Annotated in this window: 17 protein-coding genes; 5 read left to right on the top strand and 12 right to left on the bottom strand. The window is 64.1% G+C overall.

Annotated features, from left to right (window positions below):
- Positions 1-12: 12 nt before the first annotated feature.
- From GJV26_RS11800 to GJV26_RS11750, 11 genes are all read right to left on the bottom strand, one after another.
- Entirely contained in the window at positions 13-2,469 is a 2,457-nt protein-coding gene (locus GJV26_RS11800; RefSeq protein ID WP_155708977.1) for a TonB-dependent receptor plug domain-containing protein, read from the bottom strand.
- A 355-nt stretch (positions 2,470-2,824) separates the two neighbouring features.
- Positions 2,825-3,583: a spermine/spermidine synthase domain-containing protein gene (locus GJV26_RS11795; protein WP_155708976.1), complete on the bottom strand. Its 759-nt coding sequence runs from the start codon at positions 3,581-3,583 to the stop codon at positions 2,825-2,827.
- A 66-nt stretch (positions 3,584-3,649) separates the two neighbouring features.
- On the bottom strand, positions 3,650-4,138 hold the full coding sequence (locus GJV26_RS11790; RefSeq protein WP_155708975.1) for an FxDxF family PEP-CTERM protein: 489 nt from the start codon (positions 4,136-4,138) through the stop codon (positions 3,650-3,652).
- 155 nt (positions 4,139-4,293) lie between these two features.
- Entirely contained in the window at positions 4,294-4,890 is a 597-nt protein-coding gene (locus GJV26_RS29925) for an FxDxF family PEP-CTERM protein (protein WP_189442097.1), read from the bottom strand.
- 118 nt (positions 4,891-5,008) lie between these two features.
- Complete coding sequence (locus GJV26_RS11780) at positions 5,009-6,397, bottom strand: sensor histidine kinase (protein WP_155708974.1); 1,389 nt, start codon at positions 6,395-6,397, stop codon at positions 5,009-5,011.
- On the bottom strand, positions 6,397-7,740 hold the full coding sequence (locus GJV26_RS11775) for a sigma-54-dependent transcriptional regulator (RefSeq protein WP_155708973.1): 1,344 nt from the start codon (positions 7,738-7,740) through the stop codon (positions 6,397-6,399). The genes GJV26_RS11780 and GJV26_RS11775 overlap by 1 nt, the downstream gene beginning before the upstream one ends.
- 18 nt (positions 7,741-7,758) lie before the next feature.
- Positions 7,759-9,000: an ABC transporter permease gene (locus GJV26_RS11770; protein WP_155708972.1), complete on the bottom strand. Its 1,242-nt coding sequence runs from the start codon at positions 8,998-9,000 to the stop codon at positions 7,759-7,761.
- A 23-nt stretch (positions 9,001-9,023) separates the two neighbouring features.
- Positions 9,024-10,334 (bottom strand): ABC transporter permease, encoded by a 1,311-nt coding sequence (locus GJV26_RS11765; RefSeq protein ID WP_155708971.1) that lies wholly within the window; start codon positions 10,332-10,334, stop codon positions 9,024-9,026.
- A gap of 9 nt (positions 10,335-10,343) precedes the next feature.
- A complete protein-coding gene (locus GJV26_RS11760; protein WP_155708970.1) occupies positions 10,344-11,036 on the bottom strand; it encodes an ABC transporter ATP-binding protein in 693 nt (230 codons plus the stop codon).
- 66 nt (positions 11,037-11,102) lie between these two features.
- Complete coding sequence (locus GJV26_RS11755; RefSeq protein ID WP_155708969.1) at positions 11,103-12,386, bottom strand: efflux RND transporter periplasmic adaptor subunit; 1,284 nt, start codon at positions 12,384-12,386, stop codon at positions 11,103-11,105.
- Positions 12,387-12,683: 297 nt separating this feature from the next.
- Positions 12,684-14,522 carry a phosphoethanolamine transferase gene (locus tag GJV26_RS11750; RefSeq protein WP_155708968.1) on the bottom strand — a complete coding sequence of 613 codons (1,839 nt, stop codon included), beginning with the start codon at positions 14,520-14,522 and terminating at the stop codon, positions 12,684-12,686.
- A gap of 311 nt (positions 14,523-14,833) precedes the next feature.
- Here GJV26_RS11750 and rpsL point away from each other — a divergent pair, with 311 nt between their 5' ends.
- From rpsL to rpsJ, 5 genes are all read left to right on the top strand, one after another.
- Complete coding sequence (rpsL, locus tag GJV26_RS11745) at positions 14,834-15,214, top strand: 30S ribosomal protein S12 (protein WP_155708967.1); 381 nt, start codon at positions 14,834-14,836, stop codon at positions 15,212-15,214.
- Positions 15,215-15,330: 116 nt separating this feature from the next.
- On the top strand, positions 15,331-15,801 hold the full coding sequence (gene rpsG / locus GJV26_RS11740) for a 30S ribosomal protein S7 (RefSeq protein ID WP_130186566.1): 471 nt from the start codon (positions 15,331-15,333) through the stop codon (positions 15,799-15,801).
- Between the two features lie 99 nt (positions 15,802-15,900).
- Positions 15,901-18,006 carry an elongation factor G gene (gene fusA, locus GJV26_RS11735; protein WP_155708966.1) on the top strand — a complete coding sequence of 702 codons (2,106 nt, stop codon included), beginning with the start codon at positions 15,901-15,903 and terminating at the stop codon, positions 18,004-18,006.
- Between the two features lie 76 nt (positions 18,007-18,082).
- The gene (gene tuf, locus GJV26_RS11730) at positions 18,083-19,273 is read left to right on the top strand and encodes an elongation factor Tu (RefSeq protein WP_155708965.1); all 1,191 of its coding nucleotides are present in this window, start codon (positions 18,083-18,085) and stop codon (positions 19,271-19,273) included.
- A 153-nt stretch (positions 19,274-19,426) separates the two neighbouring features.
- On the top strand, positions 19,427-19,744 hold the full coding sequence (gene rpsJ, locus GJV26_RS11725; protein WP_130186563.1) for a 30S ribosomal protein S10: 318 nt from the start codon (positions 19,427-19,429) through the stop codon (positions 19,742-19,744).
- Between the two features lie 105 nt (positions 19,745-19,849).
- Here rpsJ and GJV26_RS11720 read toward each other — a convergent pair whose 3' ends face one another.
- Positions 19,850-20,116 carry a PAAR domain-containing protein gene (locus tag GJV26_RS11720; protein WP_155708964.1) on the bottom strand — a complete coding sequence of 89 codons (267 nt, stop codon included), beginning with the start codon at positions 20,114-20,116 and terminating at the stop codon, positions 19,850-19,852.
- Positions 20,117-20,143: the final 27 nt, after the last annotated feature.

The following is a 20,143-nucleotide window of genomic DNA, read 5'->3' as shown; positions in this document are numbered from 1 at the left end:
TAAAACGGCGCGTCAGAACGCGTAGTCGCCCCGTACGTACATGCTGCGGCCGTTGATGCCGAACGGGCAGGCTTCCCAGCAATGCGTGAAGCCCAGTTGCGGGAACGGCGCGGCGCGCGTCTTGTCCCATTCCGTCGGGTAGCTGTCGAACACGTTGTTGACGCCCAGCTGCAGGCTGAGCTTCTTCGTGAAGCTGTAGCGCAGCGTCATGTCCGCCAGCCACTTGCCTTCCCACGTCTGGATGAAGCCGGGAGTAAAGCCCTGGCCCTTCACTTCGCCGTAGTAATTGGCGCGCACGTTGCCGTTCCACTGGCCGGTCGTGTAGTCCACCGACACCACGTGGTGCTTGCGCGGCTGGCCGTGCTCGATCAGGGTGACCTGCGATTCGTCGAACAGCTGCTCGCCGGTCAGGATCGACGAGGTGGAGTGGCGCCCGGTGACCTCGGTCTTGTTGAAGCCCAGCTGGCCGGACAGCACCAGCGTGGAGCCAGGCCAGCGCGAGGTGTGCTCGGCGACGATGTCGATACCCTTGGTCTTGGTATCGACCGCGTTGGTGAAGAACTGCGCCTGGCCCACTTTCAGCGGCGTGAGCACGCTGGCGATCGGGCCCCCGCCCGCTTCCGGCGCGATCGTGCTGGAGAACACGATGCGGTCCTTGATCTTGATCTGGTACACGTCGGCCGTGAGCGAGAAGTTCGGCAGCGGGCGCAGCACCAGGCCCATGCTGGCGTTGCGCGACGTTTCTTCCTTCAGCGGCGCGATACCCAGCGCGCGGGTGACGGCGCTGCCCTGGCGCGCGGTCAGCGTTTCGGTCAGCACGCCATCGGCGTTCAGGTTGGTCGACACGGAACTGTAGAACGCCTGCTGCACGCCGGGCGCGCGGAAGCCGGACGAATAGCTGCCGCGCACGCCCACCTGTTTCGACGGATCCCAGCGCGCGGTGACCTTGCCGGTGGTGGTATTGCCGAAGTCCGAATATTTCTCGTAGCGCACCGCGCCCGTCAGCAGCAGCGTGTCGACCGGCCGGTATTCCACGTCGCCATACAGCGCGATATTGTGACGGCCCTCGTTCACTTCGGTCGACGGCGTGTAGCCGGGGAAGCCCTGCGTGCCGGAAGCGGCGATGCTGCCGGACGGCGTGAAGATCTGGATCGCCGGGTTATTGGTGCGGCCGTACTGGTACGACACCGGGTCGCCGGCAACGATCTGGTAGGCATCGCGGCGCCATTCGAAGCCGGTGGCGAAGAACACGCTGGTGTCGCCCAGCTTGAGCGGCCCCTTCAGGTCGGCATTGAAGGTGGTCTGGTTGAATTTGAGCTTGCCGGTATCGGCTTCCAGCGGCGACTCGGCATAGATGCCGCTGCCGGCAGGGCGCGGCTCATACCAGTAGCTGACGTTGATGGTGTTCTTTTCGTTGAACGCCAGTTCGCTGCGGCCGTGGTTGACGGACACATCGGCCTTCCACTCGTTCGGCAGGTCGAGCCGGTAGCCGACCGCCAGCGAGGCATCCTTGACGGTGGTGCGGATGTTCGGCAGGTAGCCTTCCGGGTATACCGCCGTCACGGTGCGGTCGTCGCCCTTGGTGCGGAAGAAGCCGGCCGAATCGCCCTTGCGTTTCGACGCGCCGCCGAAGGCGTAGAACTCGCCGCCGCGGCCCGCCGGCAGTGCGGCATTGGCCCACAGGTAGGCATCCTTCGCGTCGCTGTCGCCCACGCGCAGCGTAACGCGCGGCGCCTCGCCTTCCAGCGTGGTGTTCAGGCCGGCACGGTTGGTCGAGTTGCGGCGGCGGGCTTCGACGGAAAGGTTGATGAAGCCGCCATCGGCGCCCAGTGCCCAGCCGCGGTTCACGCTGCCGGAGACCATGTCGCCATCGCCTTCCGACGTGGTGCCGAACTGGCCGGAGACCTGCGTCTCGTTCACGTTCGACTTCAGCACGATGTTGATCACGCCGGCGATCGCGTCCGAGCCGTACTGCGCGGCGGCACCGTCGCGCAGCACTTCGATGTGATGGATCGCCGACAGCGGAATGGCGTTGATGTCCGTGCCGGCCGAGCCGCGGCCCACCGTCTGCTGCACGTTGACGAGCGCCTGCTGGTGGCGGCGCTTGCCGTTGACCAGCACCAGCAGCTGGTCCGGGCCCAGCGAGCGCAGCGTGGCCGGGCGGATGATGTCGGTACCGTCGCTGATGAAGGTGGAGGAAAAATTGAACGACGGGTCGAGCGTTTGCAGCAGCTTGCCCAGTTCGAGCGGGCCGGCCGTCTGCATGTCCTTCACGTTGATCAGGCCGACCGGCGCGGCCGTATCGAGGGCGGTACGGGCCGCGGAGCGCGAGCCCAGCACCACCACGGTCTGTTCGGTTTGCGCCTCGGCCTGCTGGCCGGCGGCGGCGGTGGTCTGGGCGGCGGCGTGTGCGGCCAGCAGCAGCGCCGCGCTGGCAAGAACGGTACGGCGGAAAGTGTTCTGCTTCATGTGTCTTTTATCGTCTCTTGGTTGGATGGGTGTGAAGCATGCGGTGGGGGTGGCCCGAACTGAGTCTAACCGCGCAAGTAACAAAGTTGTAACGCGCTGTTGCGTGGAACGAACGTACGGAAAATATTGCTCGATTTATATCGATATATGCCGTATTCTGTTGCCCCTTTTTCCAGGAAATGGCGAATTTCTTGCTATGGGCGCGGCTTTTTTACGACAGTCGCGGCGCGATGCGCGAGCTGGGCAGGAGGGGCTGGATGGGGGCGAAGGGCAGGAGGTGAAACGCGGCGACCTTCGTTGCGGCCGGCGAAACGAGCGCGGCCGGCCGGGCCGCGAGGGGGCGAGGGAAGAGGTACTAACCCTGGTCCAGCATCCACTCTTTCAGGCCGTCGACCCATTTTTTCGCCGGCAGGTTGCAGGTTTTCCTGATCTCGGCGGCGCGTTCGTACAGCACGGAAAAGTCCAGAACCGGCGCCTTCCTGAACGCGATCACGACAATGTTCGCATCGTGCACTTCGGGCAGCCACACGACCGCGTCGAACGCCAGTTCCATGTGCCGCAGGTTCTTGTCGTAGTTGTCGAAGTCGCCGAATACATTCGCCGTCATGATGCCGTGTTCGGTCAGGCAGTCGCTGCATGCCTGGTAGAACTCGGGCGAGTCGAGCACGGGACCGCGCGCTTCCTCGTCATACAGGTCCACCTGCAGCACGTCGATGGCGCCGCGATTGGCCGGATCGTTGACGAAATCGAGGGCATCCATCTGGCGCACGTTCAGCCGGCCGTCGTTCGGCGGCAAGCCGAACATCGCCTCGCAGATGGCGATCACGTTGGGATTGAGCTCGGCTGCCGATACCCGCGCACCGGGGAAGCGCCCGTAGCAGAACTTGGTCAGCGCGGCGCTGCCCAGCCCGAGCTGGGCGATATGGCGGGGATCGTGCAGGAACAGCATCCACATCATCATCATCTGTACGTATTCGAGCTCGATGGCATCGGGCCTGGACAGGCGCATGGCGCCCTGCACCCAGGAGGTGCCGAGATGGAGCGAACGTACGCCTTCGAATTCGGTGACGGTGGCGGGAGGGTGGCCTGGCTGGTCGAAACGGGTCTTTTGCATCGGCCAAGTTTACCAGCAGGCATGAAAAAAGGCGCCGAAGCGCCTTTTTAGTGATGCGGGTGTGGATTACTGCTTGCGACGACGTGCTGCGAAAGCCAGCACGGCCAGGCCGCCAGCCAGCATACCGTAGGTAGCTGGTTCTGGAACCGGGGTCGTCACGTTGAAGTCGCCGCCGTAGCTGGCAACTTGACCGGTGACCGTACCGCTGACCGCCAGGGTCAGAGGACCCGTGACGTTCTGGCCCAGGATTGCAGCGATCGACAGTGGGCCGATATCGCCCGTGGAGATGTTCACACCGTTCAGCGTCACGGTGTCGAACGACAGGTCGCTCCACGTCGTTGCGGTGTTGATCAGGCTGGCGAACACGGTGCCGTTGTCGGCGCTGTAGTTGCTGAACGTGAACGTGTCGGAGAAAGCACCGGTGGTGTGGGTGGCGCCCAGGTGTGCGGACCACACGTTCGGACCACCGATCAGGTCCACGGTGAAGTCGTCAGCGAAAGCGGAGCCGAAGGCGGGCAGCAGTGCAGCTGCCAGTACGAGAGATTTCAATTTCATGCGTTACCTCGTCGAAGAGTTATTAACTATAGGAGTCGACAAGTTAAGCCAGCTTTAAGGTGTTGTCAATATTTTATTGTAACCGTTACAATTGGGTACAAAAAAAAGACGCCGAAGCGTCTTTTTCGCTACAGGACAGCGGATTTTGAATGCTTTTAGGAACTTTTAATGCCATTGGGAATTCTGCGACGGCTCAGCCATGCCAGAATCCCCATGCCGCCTAGCAACATTCCATAAGTTTGCGGTTCCGGCACCGCACTGATGTTGATCGTGCCCGCGTAGCTGGCCGATGCACCGCCGGCCAGCCCCGGTACGTCGCCATGCACGGTCAGCACCAGCGGGCCAAGGATCTCCTCGTTGATCAGCCAGCCATATTCGAACACGCCGCCCATTGCCTGAGTCAGCGTCATGGCGTGGCCATTGATTTCGGCCCAGTGGAAATTCAGGTTCGATAATGGCTGGAAGCCGATCGTCACCAGGCTCGAATCGACACGCCAGGTACCGTTGGTTGGCGACAGGTAGAACGTGTCTTCGAATTCGCCCGTTTGCAGGTGCGTGACACCGAACCCGGCAGTCAACGTGCCGTTGCCGTTGCCGCCCAGGTTGACGTTGTTGACGAGATTGTCGGCATGCGCCGCACCCGCGAAGGCCAGCGCCGCCGTCAGGAACGCGGTCGACAGTGCGGTCGACAGCGCAGTTTGCTTGCTCAAAGAAAATTTCATGATGGAATCCCCGGAGAAAGTGCGGCCCACCGCGAGCCGCGTACAGACACATTAGAGCTGCCGGGTTCCCTTGGCTGGGCTTTATGGTTGATTCATGACTGAGTTCAACGCGTTAAATCGGCCGACATGCGGGCCGACATGCGCGATGTCATGTCATGTCCTTCGCATGCTCGGCCGGCAACAGCAGCGTAACGGCCAGGCCGCCGCCGTCGCGGTTCGCCAGCGTGATGCGGCCGCCATGCGCCTCGGCGATCTCGCGCGCCAGCGCCAGGCCCAGGCCGGTACCGCTGCGCTTGGTGGAATAGAAGGGCACCAGCGCGTTCGCCAGTACCGTGTCGCTCATGCCGGGGCCACGGTCCCGCACTTCGATCCGGGCCATGTCCTGCGCCTGGCGGATCTCCAGCGTGACGGCGCCGGGCGGCGAGCCGGATTCATGGGCATTCTTCAACAGGTTCAGCAGCGCCTGTTCCAGCTGGGCGGCATCGAAGGCGGCCGGCCCGGCCGGCAGCGTGCCTGCCAGCTGGAACGTTACCTGCCCGGCAAGGTGCGCCACGAAGCCGGGCCACAGGTGCGGCTGCAGCCGCGGCGCCGGCAGCTTGGCAAAGCGCGCGTAACCGAGGATGAAGCTTTCCAGGTGGCGCGTCCGTTCCTCGATCGTGGCCAGGATCTGCGGCAGCCGCCCGGTCTGGCCGCGCCGCACCAGCTCGGCGCCGGAATGGGCGAGCGAGGTCAGCGGCGCGAGCGAATTGTTCAGTTCGTGGCTGATCACACGGATCACCTTCTTCCACGTCTGCACTTCCTGCCGCCGCAGTTCCAGCGTGAGCTGGCGCAGCAGCAGCAGTTCATGGCGCCGGCCGTTCAGGTGGAAGCGGCGGCGCGCCAGGTGGAATACTTCCTCGTCTTCGCCGTCGCCGATGGTGAACAGGCCGTCGCCGCCGCGGGCGACGGCGTCGCGCAACGGCGCTTGCGAACGCTCCAGCAGGTCGGCCAGGCGGTGGCCTTCGAGCTTGCGGCCGGCGTTCAGCATGTGCCGTGCCGCCACGTTGGCATAGACGATCGGCCCCGCATCGGCGACCAGCAGCATCGCCACAGGCGTGTTCTGCACCATGGTGTCGAGCAGCAGTTCGCGCTGCACGAGATTGAGCCGCTGTTCGCGGAGCACTTCGCCCAGCGCATTGTGGGCGGCCACCAGCTCGCGCAGTTCATCGTCGTACGGCCAGTGCAGGCTGAAGGAAAAGTCGCCGTCGCGGTAGCTGGTGACGGTGCCGGCCAGCGCGCGATACAGCGACATGACCGGCTTGAGCTGCGACCGGATGGTGATGACCGACAGCGGCACCACGCACAGCAGGCACACGCCCAGCACCAGCAGCGGCTGGCCGGGAAAATAATGGCCGAGCGCCAGCGCGATCAGGATACCGACGGTCAGCAGCGTGCCGACCATGGCCGACCACCTGGTGAGCAGGGAAAGGCGAAAAGGGCGCCGCGCGGCTTGCGGCGGCGCGGGGCGCTCCCCGGCCTCTTCGTTCCGGTCCCCCATCAGGGCCGCGCGATGCCGAGCCGCTCCATGCGGCGGTACAGCGCCTGGCGCGACAGGCCCAGTTCCGCCGCCGCCTGCGCCACGATGCCGTTGGCGCGCGCCAGCGCGGTGCTGATGGCATCGCGGTCGGGTTCCGCGTCCGGCGCCGCGCCGGCAACGGCCGGAACGGCGGGCAGGCCCAGGTCGGCGGCGGCGACTTCCGGCCCGGCGGACAGCAGCCGGGCGCGCGCCATCACGTTTTTCAGCTCGCGCACGTTGCCCGGCCACGCATGCGCCAGCAAGGCCGCTTCGGCATCGGGCAGCAAGGCCTTGCCGGCGCCCAGGAAGTGGCGCGCCAGCGGCGCGATGTCCCCCTGCCGGGCGGCCAGCGCCGGCAGCTTCAGCTCGATCACGTTGAGGCGGTAATACAGGTCTTCGCGAAAGGTGCCGGCGCGGATCATCGCCGGCAGGTCGGCATTCGTGGCGCTGACGATGCGCACCTGTACCTGCCGTTCGCGGTTCGAGCCGAGGCGTTCGAAGCGGCCCGTTTCCAGCACGCGCAGCAGCTTCATCTGGCCTGCCAGCGGCAGATTGCCGATCTCGTCGAGGAACAGCGTGCCGCCGTCGGCCGCCTCGAATTTTCCCTCGCGGGCCTTCGAGGCGCCGGTGTAGGCGCCGGCATCGGCGCCGAACAGTTCGGCCTCGATCAGCTCCGCGGGCAGCGCGCCGCAATTGAGCACGACGAACGGGCCGTGCGCCACCTGCGAATTGGCCTGGATGATTTCGGCGATGCGTTCCTTGCCGGTGCCGTTCGGGCCGCTGATCAGCACCGGCACATCGGCGCGCGCCACCTGGCAGGCGAGATGGATCACCCGCTCGGTGGCCGGATCCTGCCATACGATGCCGCGCAGGTCGTGCCGTTCCAGTTCGCGCCGCTGCCGCAGCTCGCCCTGCAGCCGCTGGCGCAGCGCGCGGTTGGCCTGGCCCAGTTCCAGCAGGTTCTTGACGGTGGCCACCAGGCGCTCGTCGTTCCATGGCTTGGCCAGGTAATCGGCGGCGCCGGCCTTGATCAGGTCCACCGCCGAATGGAGGTGCGTCCACGCGGTGAGCAGGATCACCGGCAGATCCGGATGGCGCTTGCGGATCGCGCGGAACAGCGCCACGCCTTCCTCGCCGGAAGTGGTGTCGGCGGTGAAATTCATGTCCTGGATGACCAGGTCGATCACGGCCGCATGGCGTTCCAGCAGCGCAATTCCTTCTTCGGGCGAGGCCGCGCGCAGCGCGGCGATATCGTGCAGCGAGAACAGCACTTCGAGCGCCATCGTGATGGCGGCATTGTCGTCGATGATCAGTACGGTGGGCATGGTGTCAGCATAACATTCCTACATCACGCCGCGGGTGGCGGTGGCCGGTGAAATGCCCGCCGCGCGCCATGCGGGGCCATACACCGCGGCGATGCCCAGCGCCAGGAAGATGGCTGCGCCAGCCGCCAGGTAGGCGCCCGGCAGCCGCGCCAGTTCCAGGTTCGCCACCAGCAGGTGGTTCAGGCCCAGCGCGCCGAGCAGGCCGGCGGCCACGCCGGCGCTGGTGATCATCACGTTCTCGGTGATGAAGTAGCGCAGGATGTCGGCCCGCCGCGCCCCCAGCGCGCGGCGCACGCCGATCTGCTTGCGCCGCTGCGTGACCCACAGGCTGGCCATGCCGACGATGCCGCTGGCCGTCACCAGCATCAGCAGCACGCTGACGGTGACCAGCATCCACGCCAGCCCGCGATCGGCGCGGTAGCGGTCGAGGCGGTCGCCTTCCAGCGTTTTCGCGCGCACGATGATCTGGTTGTTCGCCGCCTTGCGCAACGCCGCCTCGGCTTCCTTCATCACGCGGTCGCGCTGGCCCGGTTCGGCGCGCAGCGTGTACATCGCGCGCGGGGCGCTGATGCGGCGGATCGGCTGGATGATCGACATTTCGCCACGCTCGCCGACTTCCGCGCCGGTCGACTGCAGCCGCTCGACGACGCCGACGACCCGTGCCGAAACCGCGTCCTTGCCGGTGCCGAACCAGATGTTCTTGCCGACATACGAGGTGGCGTCCGGCCATACCTTGCGGGCCAGCGTCTGCGTGACGATGATGACGTCGGTTTCGTAGATGCCCTTCGAACTGTCCAGGTTCGTCATTTCCGCCGGCAGGAAGTCGCGGCCCTCGGCCAGCTTCAGGCCCCATGTCTTCACCAGCGAATCCGGCGAGACGTAGAAAGCGGTACCCGTGGTGACCTTCAACTGGGTTGGCGCGGCCGCCATGCCGGTATTGTTGCCGGAGCGGGACAGCGGCACCTGGTTCGTCTGGGCCACGGATACGACGCCGGGCACCGCGCGCAGCAGGTCGCGCTGCCGGACCTGCGTCGCCAGCACCTCGTTGAACGGACTGTCGCTCTGCAGGTCGGCGACCTGCAGGTGGAAGATGTCTTCCTCGCGCTCTACGCCGGAGACACGATCGGCGACGGCCTGCCGCTCGCTGACGATGTGCAGCGCATTGGCCAGGATGGCCAGGCTGAGCGCCACCTGCACGGCGACCAGCACCGGGCCGGTCTTGTTGCGCAGCAGGGACGACAGGATGGGACGGATTTCCATGGTGACTGCCTTTCCTTGTGACGTCATTGGGATTTCAGTTGCAGGGCCGGCGTCACCTGGCAGGCGCGCCAGGTGGGCAGCAGGCCGGCCAGCATTGCCGCGGCCACGGCCATCGCGAACGTCGCGACCAGCATGACCCAGTCCATCCGCGCCACGAGCGCCAGCTGTTTGGACTGCATCGAGATCAGTGCCAGCGCACCCACCGCCAGCAGCAGCCCGAGCATGCCCCCGGCCAGGCCGATCACCGTGGTCTCGGTGAGGAACTGGTGGAAGATTTCCTTGCGCGAGGCGCCCAGCGCGCGCCGCACGCCCACTTCCGGCGCGCGCACCGAGAACTTCGCCAGCAGCAGGCCGATCGTGTTCACCAGGCACAGCACCAGGAAGCCGAATGCCAGCCAGGCGGACAGCTTGCTGTCGTTGCCCACGACCTTCAGGTGTTCCAGCCACTCGGCCAGGTCGTACAGGCGGTTCGGCGTGTTGCGCTGCAGGCGGCCGAGCTTGCGCTGCTCGGCCGCATAGCCGTCCAGCCAGTCCTGCAGTGCCGGCCGGTCACTGGCCGATCGCAGTTCGAACCAGAACTGGAGCCACGTGCATTCGGAATCCAGGAAACCCTGGTAGCCCGTGCCCGAGTGGCTGGTGCAGTTGGTACTGCCGCTGTTGTTCCATTCGTGCCGCACGGCCGAAGCGATCGGGATGAAGAATTCATCTTCCTCGTCGAACGGGCCCATGCCCACGATGCGGTGGAAGCGGGGGACCGGCTTCCACGTATCGATCACGCCGGTCACCTGGTAGTCGAAGCCGTTGTAGCGCAGCCGCCGGCCCACCGGGTTGTCGTTTCCGTACAGCTTCTCCGACAGCGCTCGGGTCAGCACGATCACGTCCGCGCCGGCCTTGTCGTCTGCATCGCTCCAGGCCTGGCCGTACAGGAACGGGATCTCGAACATGGCGAAGAAGTCGCGCGTGGGGCCGCCGCCGGAAACGATGAACGGCGCCATGTCCTTGCGGTCAGGCTGCAGCGAGCCGCCAAGGCCCATCATCGCGGTGCGGCGCTCACCCTGCTTGCTGGCCAGGAGGTTCATCGCGTCGCGATAGCTGAGCTGGTTGTCATTCGGTTCGTCGCCCGGCGCATAACCTTCCATCGGTCCGTTGTCGAAAAGCGGCACGATCAGCCGGTCGCTCTTGTGCGGCATCGGATTGCCGGACATGACGTGCAGGATCGTCAGCGTCGACACGCTGGCGGCCACGCCGATGGCCAGCGTGAGCACCATCAGGGCGGTGAGCGCCGGGTTGCGCCGCAGGTTGCGCAGGCCGAGCCTGAAATAATAGGCGAACATGGCGGCCCCTTATGCCGCCAGCGTGGGCGACTTGCGCACCAGGTCCGACACCTGGCCATCGATGATGTGCACGTTGCGCTGCGAGCGCGTGGCCAGTTCGGGATCGTGCGTGACCATCAGGATCGTGGTGCCCTGGGCATTGATCTCTTCCAGCAGTTCCATCACACCGCGCGCCATCTGCGTATCGAGGTTGCCGGTCGGCTCATCGGCCAGCAACAGCTTCGGCGTGCCGGCCAGCGCGCGCGCGATCGCCACGCGCTGCTGCTGGCCGCCGGAAAGCTCGGCCGGATAGTGCTTCATGCGCGACGCCAGGCCCACCTTGGCGAGCGCATCCTCGATGCGCTCGCGGCGCTCGGCCGCGTTGAAGCCGCGGTAGCGCAGCGGCACGTCGACGTTATCGAACAGCGACAGGTCCGGGATCAGGTTGAAGCCCTGGAAGATGAAGCCGAGTTTCTCGTTGCGCAGCCGGGACCGCGCGTTGTCGTCCATGCCGCGCACGTTGACGCCATCGAGGATGTATTCGCCGGCGGTGAATTCCTCCAGCAGGCCGGCGATGTTCAGGAAGCTCGTCTTGCCCGAGCCGGAAGGGCCGGTGACGGTGACGAACTCGCCCTGTTTCACATGGATCTCGAAGCCGCGCAGCGCGTGGGTTTCGATCATGTGGGTGCGGTAGACTTTGCTCAGGTTTTGCATGCGCAGCATGGCGGCCCTTTCGGTAATGGGATGTGGTGGTTGCCTGGTTTCTGATTTCTGAGTACTGATTACGGGTTACCGGTTGATGGCGACGCGCCTGGCGTTCTCGAACGTTTCGGTGCCCGCGATCACGACCTGGTCGCCCTGTTTCAGGCCGGCGAGGATTTCCACGGCATTGATGCTGGTGGCGCCCATGCGGATCGGCGTGCGCACGGCCACGCCGTCCCGCACCAGGTAGGCATGACGGCCGCCTTCCGATTCCACGAACGGGCCGCGCGGCAGCAGCAGCACGCCGGGCTTCTCGTCGATCAGCAGCCGCGCCTGCACGCGCTGGCTCTGGCGCAGGCCGTCCGGCTGCCGGCCCTCGAAGCGCACGCGCGCCAGCACCTGGTTCTTCACCACTTCCGGCGACAGGGCCGACAGCTTGCCGCTCGTGGTGGCGCCATTGACGGTGATCTCGGCGCGCATGCCCAGGCCCAGGTCGTTGACATAGGTTTCCGGCACTTCGAGCTCCACTTCGAGGGCGGACAGGTCCACCAGCGTCATCAGCGGCGTGTTCGCCTGCACCACGCTGCGGTTGGCCACGCTCAGCGTGCCGATGAAGCCGTTCACGGGCGCGCGCACGACCAGCTCGTCGACGCGGCGCTGCGCGTTGGCCAGCACCAGCTTCTGGCGTTCCAGCTGCGCGGACTTGGTGCGCAGCGCCAGGTCGACGTCGTCCTTCTCCAGCGTGGAAGCCTGGGTGGCGTGCCGTGCGCGGATCTCGGCGGCGCGCAGCGCATCCTTGGCTTTCTGGTAATCGATCCTGGCCACCACGCCTTCGTTGGCCACGCTGTCGTAGCGCTCCAGCGTGCGCTGGGCGGACAGGCGGTCGATCTCCGCCGTATCGGCATCGCGCTGCGCCAGCAGTTTCTGTTTGCGTGCCAGGATCTGCTGGCGCGCCACCTCGGCGGCCAGTTCCTGGTAACTCGATTGTTCTTTCTTCAGCTCGTCGGTCAGGTCGGGCGATTCCAGCACGGCCAGCACATCGCCCTGTTGCACGGTATCGCCCGCCCGCACCTTCAGGGTCACGGTGGAGGAGGGCGCGGTCGAATACAGCGTGGGGCTGACGGCCGCCACGATGCGGCCGTTGACGGCGGCGTCGCGGACCAGCGTGCCGCGCGTGACGCCGGCGATGCGCAGCCGCGCCGCGCTGACGGAGTGCTCGCTGCCGGTCCAGCTGCCAACCGCCGCGTATGTCGCCGTGCCGAGGACCGCCACCGCGGCCAGGACGGCGGCGACCTGGACGGCGCGGCGCTGGCGAAGCCGGGCCACGGGCGGGGCGATGACGGTGTCCTGGTGGGAGGTGTCGCGAATCATGGTCGGGCCTGCGGGTGGATGATGGGTATCCCATTGCAGGAACCATGCCATCGCCTAAGTGGTTGTTTCGGCAGGATTTCATGCTGGCGTGTCCGCTGTCCGAGGGTGTCCGGCGGCGTCCGGCGCGTCCGCGGCGTCCGACCTCCGGTGCCACGCATCGCGGACCGGATCTGCGCCGGATCAAGTAATGTCCCGGGGCCTGGCCCCAGGACATTCCCTGCGCCAGGTCATTTCCTGTGCTGGATCAAGGATGGCAACGGGCCACGGTCCGGCTGCCTCGCACCAGGATTCCGGTACTCAGCGCTGTTTCGGCTTTTTCGCGATCACTTCGCGGCAGTCGCCCCGGAACGTGGCGTTGTCGTAGTCGGTCCAGCCGTAGCTGTCGACCCAGCGCGTGTGGCGCTGGAAGGCGGGGGAGACGAAGCTCCATTCGAGCCGCTCGCCGGGGTAGCGGATGTCGGCCATGTCCAGCAGCGTGTGGAACATGTTTTCGGTGGCCAGCTTCGCCTTGCGGTGCCGGCGCAGTTCGCGCACCTTGCCGGGGTAGCGGTCGCCGTAGCCGTCCGAGTACCACATGAATGCCGGCACGCGGAATTCATGCTGGGTGTTGTGGCCGTGGAAGGCCAGGCGGCAACTGCCGTCGTACAGTGTCTGGCCGTGGTCGGCCACGTACAGCATCGCGGTGGGGTGCCGGGTGGACTTCAGCCGATCGATCACCTGGGCGAGGAACCAGTCTGTATACAGGATGGCGTTGTCGTAGCTGTTATTGAGCTGCTCCTTGATGGCGAGATCAGTGTAGACCGGCTTGTCGATGCCGAACAGCGACGGCCGCCAGCGGTCGAACGACTGCGGATGGCGCTGGCTGTAGTTCCAGTGGCTGCCCAGCGTGTGCAGCACGATCAGCTTCTTGGGCGAGGGATCGGCCATGGCCAGGCGCAGCGGCTCGAACAGCACCTCGTCGAGGTTGGACTTGGCCGAAAAGCCGCCCAGGTTGGTGAACTGCACCACGTCCGCCTCGCGCGCGAACACCGAAACGGGGGTGTCGAACTTGCCGAACGAAATCTGGTTCGACAGCCACCACGTGCGAAAGCCCGCTTCCTTGTAGGCTGTGATGAACGACTTTTCGCTGAACCCGTCCTTCAGGCTCTGGCGTGCCGGCTTCCTGGAGATGATGACGGGGACCGACAACCGGGTGGCCGAGACCGCCGTGATCACGTCCGGCAACGGCACCAGGTTCGCTTCCTGCCCCAGCAGCGGGTTGGTGTCGCGGCTGTAGCCGAACAGCCGCCAGCGATCCTGGCGCGCCGATTCGCCGATCACCAGCACGATCGTTTCCGGCACGTCGTCCGCCCCGGGCTGGTCGGCGCCGAAGCGGAAATGCCGGCTGGTTTCGTTCAGCTCGGCGAGGTAGCGCCGTTCGCGGTAGAAATCGATGCCGCGCGCGGCGAGGCCGAACGGCCAGGAATCGATGAAGACAGCGAACGGCAGCGGCGGGCGGGCCCATCCCGGCAGCGGCGCCAGCTTCCAGCCGGTGACATGCGCGCCGCGGCTGCCGCCGGCGGAGGCGCCCGCCGATGCGGCCGACGCCGATGCGGAGGCGGCCGGCGGCTGGCCGGCGCCGAATTCCCACGCATAGGCCGCCAGCAGCGCGAACACGCCGAGCAGGGCCAGCGCCAGCGGGCGCGACGGGCCCTGCCAGTCCAGCCCGCGGGTCAGCCGCGCGGCGCGGAATGTCATGACCCACCAGGCGGCGACCAGTGCCATCACGGCCACCATCGTCCAGACTTTCTGGCCGAGGAACTCGAGCGCTTCCATCGGGCTCGTTTCGGCCAGGATGCCGAGGTGGTGCGTGGAAATGCCCTGCCCGTAAAACACCAGCAGGTAGATTTCCGTCGGCAGCGCCATGAATGCCGGGATCAGCAGCCAGTGGAAATAGGCGGGGCGCTTGAACACGGCCCAGACGGCGGTCCAGGCGGCGATCTCGATGCCGAGGATGTGCCAGCCGTGTTCGAGCGGGTTGCCGAGCAGCACGCGGATCCACGGTACCAGCGACAGCGCCAGGTAGCTGAGCAGGATGAACAGGTGGGCAGGGCGGGGCAGGGCGGGCGGGGAAGGCAGCGGCGGCAGCGGGAACATGGTGGGCGGATGACGGGACGGGCGCTATTATCGGCGCTTTTGGCCCGGGCGGGCAGGGCATTGCTTGCATGACTGATTTGTAAACTGGTTGACTGGGCCTTGAGCCCAGTCTATACTCGTGAGTTCTCATTTTAGTCTGCGCCTCGTATACGCCTCGTTCCGGCGATTTGCGTCATTTGCAAATCAGTCGCACGGAAACTTTGCAGGGCTGTTGGCGCCGGCCGAGAAACTGGTTTTAGCCCCCGGGAGCGCTTGCAAGCATGCGCGACAGCCGGGAATGTCATTGCTGTAATTTTGTTGGATTTAGAACGATGCCAACCATCAATCAATTGATTCGCAGCCCACGTACCGCACTGGTCGTGAAAAGCAAATCGCCGGCACTTGAAAACTGCCCGCAAAAGCGTGGCGTGTGCACCCGCGTGTACACCACCACTCCTAAGAAGCCTAACTCGGCACTGCGTAAAGTTGCCAAGGTACGCCTGACCAACGGTTTCGAAGTCATTTCGTACATCGGCGGTGAAGGCCACAACCTGCAGGAGCACAGTGTCGTGCTGCTGCGCGGCGGTCGTGTCAAAGACTTGCCGGGTGTGCGTTACCACATGGTTCGCGGCTCGCTGGATACCCAGGGCGTCAAGGACCGTAAGCAAGCTCGCTCGAAGTACGGTGCGAAGCGCGCTAAGGCCAAGAAGTAATACTCTTGCAGTTTAAATGAGTTGAGGCGGCCGCGAGGCCGAGTAAGTGTGAGGCCATGAAGGCCCACGCGAGTGTCGATCAAGAGGCACTCAACTGAAGACATGAAGGAAAAGACATGCCACGTCGTCGTGAAGTACCCAAGCGCGAAATTCTGCCGGATCCAAAATTCGGCAACACCGAAGTCGCCAAGTTCGTTAACGTGTTGATGCTGTCCGGCAAAAAGTCGGTCGCAGAAAACATCATCTACGGTGCGTTCGACCATATCCAGCAAAAATCCGGCAAGGATCCACTGGAAGTGTTCACCGCAGCAATCAACAACGCCAAGCCAATGGTTGAAGTGAAGTCCCGCCGTGTCGGCGGCGCCAACTACCAGGTGCCGGTTGAAGTGCGCCCAGTGCGCCGCCTGGCCCTGTCGATGCGCTGGCTGCGTGAAGCTGCGAACAAGCGCAGCGAAAAATCCATGCCGCAACGCCTCGGTGGCGAGCTGCTGGAAGCTGCGGAAGGCCGCGGCGGCGCGATGAAGCGTCGTGACGAGGTGCACCGTATGGCTGAAGCGAACAAAGCGTTCTCGCACTTCCGCTTCTAAAATTCCGGCCGGCATGTCCGGCCATTTGTTCAAGCCGGGCGCATTTTTGATTCAAAAGTGTTGCTCGGTTTTGTCCATTCAAAGATTTAGGATCTCATTATGGCCCGCAAGACCCCCATCGAGCGCTACCGCAACATCGGTATTTCCGCTCACATCGACGCTGGTAAGACCACCACCACCGAACGCGTGCTGTTCTACACCGGCGTGAACCACAAGATTGGTGAAGTCCACGACGGCGCAGCCACCATGGACTGGATGGAGCAGGAACAAGAGCGCGGCATCACGATCACGTCGGCCGCGACGACCTGCTTCTGGAAGGGCATGGCGAACAACTTCCCTGAGCACCACATCAACATCATCGATACCCCGGGCCACGTCGACTTCACGATCGAAGTGGAACGTTCGATGCGCGTGCTCGATGGCGCCTGCATGGTGTATTGCGCAGTGGGTGGCGTGCAGCCGCAGTCGGAAACCGTGTGGCGTCAGGCTAACAAGTACAAAGTGCCACGCCTGGCCTTCGTCAACAAGATGGACCGTACCGGTGCCAACTTCTTCAAGGTCTACGAGCAGATGCGCGCTCGCCTGAAGGCGAACCCGGTCCTGATCCAGATCCCGATCGGCGCCGAAGAAAACTTCACCGGCGTGATCGACCTGGTCAAGATGAAAGCCATCATCTGGGACGACGCGTCCCAGGGCATGAAGTTCGACTACAAGGATATCCCTGCCGAGCTGGCCGATTCCGCTGCCGAGTGGCGCGAGAAGATGGTCGAAGCGGCTGCCGAATCGTCCGAAGAACTGATGAACAAGTACCTGGAAGAAGGCGACCTGACCGAAGCCGAGATCAAGCAGGCACTGCGTGACCGTACCATCGCTTCGGAAATCGTGCCGATGCTGTGCGGCACCGCGTTCAAGAACAAGGGCGTGCAGGCCATGCTCGACGCCGTCATCGAATACCTGCCTTCGCCGCTGGACATCCCGCCGGTCAAGGGCACCGACGACGACGAAGCGCCGGTCACCCGCAAGGCTGCCGACGACGAGAAATTCTCGGCGCTGGCATTCAAGATCATGACCGATCCGTTCGTGGGCCAGCTGGCGTTCTTCCGCGTGTACTCCGGTGCCGTGAATTCCGGCGACACCGTGCTGAACTCGGTGAAGAACCGCAAGGAACGCCTGGGCCGCATCCTGCAGATGCACGCCAACCAGCGTGAAGAGATCAAGGAAGTGCGCGCCGGTGACATCGCCGCAGCCGTGGGCCTGAAAGACGTGACCACCGGCGAAACGCTGTGCGATCCGTCGGCAGTGATCATCCTGGAACGCATGGTCTTCCCTGAGCCGGTGATCCAGCAGGCCGTCGAGCCGAAGACCAAGTCCGACCAGGAAAAAATGGGCCTGGCGCTGAACCGCCTGGCACAGGAAGATCCGTCGTTCCGCGTGAAGACCGACGAAGAATCCGGCCAGACCATCATCGGCGGCATGGGCGAGCTGCACCTGGAAATTATCGTCGACCGCATGAAGCGCGAATTCGGCGTGGAAGCCACCGTCGGCAAGCCGCAGGTTGCTTACCGCGAAACGATCCGCAAGGCCGTGACCGACGTCGAAGGCAAGTTCGTCAAGCAGTCCGGTGGTCGCGGCCAGTACGGCCACGCCGTGCTGACGATCGAGCCGCAGGAACCGGGCAAGGGCTTCGAGTTCGTCGACGCCATCAAGGGCGGTGTGATTCCTCGCGAATACATCCCTGCGGTGGAAAAAGGCGTGCGCGAAACGCTGAACAGCGGCGTGCTGGCCGGCTACCCGGTCGTCGACGTGAAAGTCACCGTGACCTTCGGTTCGTACCACGACGTGGACTCGAACGAAAACGCGTTCCGCATGGCCGGTTCGATGGCATTCAAGGACGGCTGCCGCAAGGCATCGCCGGTCATCCTGGAGCCGATGATGGCCGTGGAAGTGGAAACGCCGGAAGACTACGCCGGTAACGTGATGGGCGACCTGTCGTCCCGCCGCGGCATGGTGCAGGGCATGGACGAAATCCCGGGCGGCGGCGGCAAGATCATCAAGGCCGAAGTGCCACTGTCCGAAATGTTCGGTTACTCGACCTCGCTGCGTTCCGCAACGCAAGGCCGTGCAACGTACACGATGGAATTCAAGCACTACTCCGAAGCGCCGAAGCACGTTATCGACGCAATCGTGACCGCAAAAGCGAAGTAATTCAGAATAGCGTTTATCGGCCGGGACAAAATCCCGGCCGGACAACCTTAAATCAAAGTTCTAAGGAAGAAATAAAATGGCAAAAGGTAAGTTTGAGCGGACTAAACCGCACGTCAACGTCGGCACCATCGGTCACGTCGACCACGGCAAAACCACGCTGACGGCTGCGATCGCAACGGTGCTGTCGAAGAAATTCGGCGGCGAAGCCAAAGCCTACGACCAGATCGACGCTGCTCCGGAAGAAAAAGCACGCGGCATCACGATCAACACCGCGCACGTCGAGTACGAAACCGCTGCCCGTCACTACGCGCACGTTGACTGCCCAGGCCACGCCGACTACATCAAGAACATGATTACCGGTGCTGCGCAGATGGACGGCGCGATCCTGGTGTGCTCCGCGGCCGACGGCCCGATGCCACAGACCCGCGAGCACATCCTGCTGGCGCGTCAGGTTGGCGTTCCTTACATCATCGTGTTCCTGAACAAGTGCGACCTGGTCGACGATGCAGAACTGCTGGAACTGGTCGAAATGGAAGTGCGCGAGCTGCTGTCGAAGTACGAGTTCCCTGGCGACGACCTGCCGATCATCAAAGGTTCGGCACGTATGGCCCTGGAAGGCCAGCCTGGCGAAATGGGCGAAGAGTGCATCATCCGTCTGGCCGATGCTCTGGACACCTACATCCCGACGCCTGAGCGCGCTGTGGACGGCGCCTTCCTGATGCCTGTGGAAGACGTGTTCTCGATCTCCGGCCGCGGTACCGTGGTGACCGGTCGTGTCGAGCGCGGCGTGGTGAAAGTCGGCGAAGAAATCGAAATCGTCGGCATCATCGACACCGTCAAGACCACCTGCACCGGCGTGGAAATGTTCCGCAAGCTGCTGGACCAGGGTCAAGCCGGCGACAACGTTGGCCTGCTGCTGCGCGGCACCAAGCGTGAAGACGTGCAGCGTGGCCAGGTTCTGGCCAAGCCAGGCTCGATCAAGCCGCACAACCACTTCACCGGCGAGATCTATGTTCTGTCGAAAGACGAAGGCGGCCGTCACACCCCGTTCTTCAACAACTATCGCCCACAGTTCTACTTCCGTACGACGGACGTGACCGGCTCGATCGAGCTGCCAGCGGACAAAGAGATGGTCATGCCGGGCGACAACGTGTCGATCACCGTCAAGCTGATCTCCCCGATCGCTATGGAAGAAGGCCTGCGCTTCGCAATCCGTGAAGGCGGCCGTACCGTCGGCGCCGGTGTTGTTGCCAAGATCATCGCCTAAGTTTTTGCGTTGATGCAGCGGGACAGGGCGTGATATCATGCCGGTCCCGCTGCTTTTACGTCAGAGCAGTCGTTTAGTAGTGTGTTGCATATTTCTACATTGCCGGAGCAAGGTTTCCACCGATGCCCGGTTCGTTCTTTTTAAGGAATCAGCATGTCCACCCCAAATCAAAAGATCCGCATCCGCCTGAAGGCTTTCGACTACAAACTGATCGACCAGTCCGCACTGGAAATCGTTGACACCGCCAAGCGCACCGGCGCCGTTGTCAAAGGTCCGGTTCCACTGCCGACCCGTATCCAGCGTTTCGACGTGCTGCGTTCCCCGCACGTGAACAAGACCTCGCGCGACCAGTTCGAAATCCGTACCCACCAGCGCCTGATGGACATCGTGGATCCAACCGACAAGACCGTCGACGCGCTGATGAAGCTGGACCTGCCAGCTGGCGTGGACGTCGAAATCAAGCTGCAATAATCTGTCAAGATTCGCATCGGGCGGCTTCACTGACGTGACGGCCGCCGGATCAAGGAACGGGCACTTCGCATTGGCGGGTGCCCGTTTTTCTTTGAGCGCTCGCGTTCAGCTGGTCTTGAAGTTAGCCAAACTTGAGATCAGCTTGGCACCACAGCTCGTCTCGTCGCCTTCGAAGGCCAGCGCCACGCCGTTGATATGATGCCGCTCCGATCCGCTGACGATCCGGCAGTTGCTGTGACCCTGGATTGGGCATACGCACAGGTCCCCCACGCAGGCCACGGCAATGCCGGCAACCTTGAAGTGCGTGGCTTTTGCCGAAATGACTTTTCCACCATGGGTGGTGAGGTCGCCGAGGCGAATGACGTTACGCATGTTGTTCCTTTCGTAAGCGTAAAATTC

Source organism: Pseudoduganella dura, assembly GCF_009727155.1.
Classification (GTDB): domain Bacteria; phylum Pseudomonadota; class Gammaproteobacteria; order Burkholderiales; family Burkholderiaceae_D; genus Rugamonas; species Rugamonas dura.
This window is presented reverse-complemented; position numbering and strand designations above follow the sequence as displayed.

Excerpts from the sequence above, each read along its gene's own strand:
- GJV26_RS11800 (WP_155708977.1), bottom strand. The coding sequence starts at position 2,469 with ATGAAGCAGAACACTTTCCGCCGTACCGTTCTTGCCAGCGCGGCGCTG.
- GJV26_RS11795 (WP_155708976.1), bottom strand. The coding sequence starts at position 3,583 with ATGCAAAAGACCCGTTTCGACCAGCCAGGCCACCCTCCCGCCACCGTC.
- GJV26_RS11790 (WP_155708975.1), bottom strand. The coding sequence starts at position 4,138 with ATGAAATTGAAATCTCTCGTACTGGCAGCTGCACTGCTGCCCGCCTTC.
- GJV26_RS11780 (WP_155708974.1), bottom strand. The coding sequence starts at position 6,397 with ATGGGGGACCGGAACGAAGAGGCCGGGGAGCGCCCCGCGCCGCCGCAA.
- GJV26_RS11775 (WP_155708973.1), bottom strand. The coding sequence starts at position 7,740 with ATGCCCACCGTACTGATCATCGACGACAATGCCGCCATCACGATGGCG.
- GJV26_RS11770 (WP_155708972.1), bottom strand. The coding sequence starts at position 9,000 with ATGGAAATCCGTCCCATCCTGTCGTCCCTGCTGCGCAACAAGACCGGC.
- GJV26_RS11765 (WP_155708971.1), bottom strand. The coding sequence starts at position 10,334 with ATGTTCGCCTATTATTTCAGGCTCGGCCTGCGCAACCTGCGGCGCAAC.
- GJV26_RS11760 (WP_155708970.1), bottom strand. The coding sequence starts at position 11,036 with ATGCTGCGCATGCAAAACCTGAGCAAAGTCTACCGCACCCACATGATC.
- GJV26_RS11755 (WP_155708969.1), bottom strand. The coding sequence starts at position 12,386 with ATGATTCGCGACACCTCCCACCAGGACACCGTCATCGCCCCGCCCGTG.
- GJV26_RS11750 (WP_155708968.1), bottom strand. The coding sequence starts at position 14,522 with ATGTTCCCGCTGCCGCCGCTGCCTTCCCCGCCCGCCCTGCCCCGCCCT.
- rpsL (WP_155708967.1), top strand. The coding sequence starts at position 14,834 with ATGCCAACCATCAATCAATTGATTCGCAGCCCACGTACCGCACTGGTC.
- rpsG (WP_130186566.1), top strand. The coding sequence starts at position 15,331 with ATGCCACGTCGTCGTGAAGTACCCAAGCGCGAAATTCTGCCGGATCCA.
- fusA (WP_155708966.1), top strand. The coding sequence starts at position 15,901 with ATGGCCCGCAAGACCCCCATCGAGCGCTACCGCAACATCGGTATTTCC.
- tuf (WP_155708965.1), top strand. The coding sequence starts at position 18,083 with ATGGCAAAAGGTAAGTTTGAGCGGACTAAACCGCACGTCAACGTCGGC.
- rpsJ (WP_130186563.1), top strand. The coding sequence starts at position 19,427 with ATGTCCACCCCAAATCAAAAGATCCGCATCCGCCTGAAGGCTTTCGAC.
- GJV26_RS11720 (WP_155708964.1), bottom strand. The coding sequence starts at position 20,116 with ATGCGTAACGTCATTCGCCTCGGCGACCTCACCACCCATGGTGGAAAA.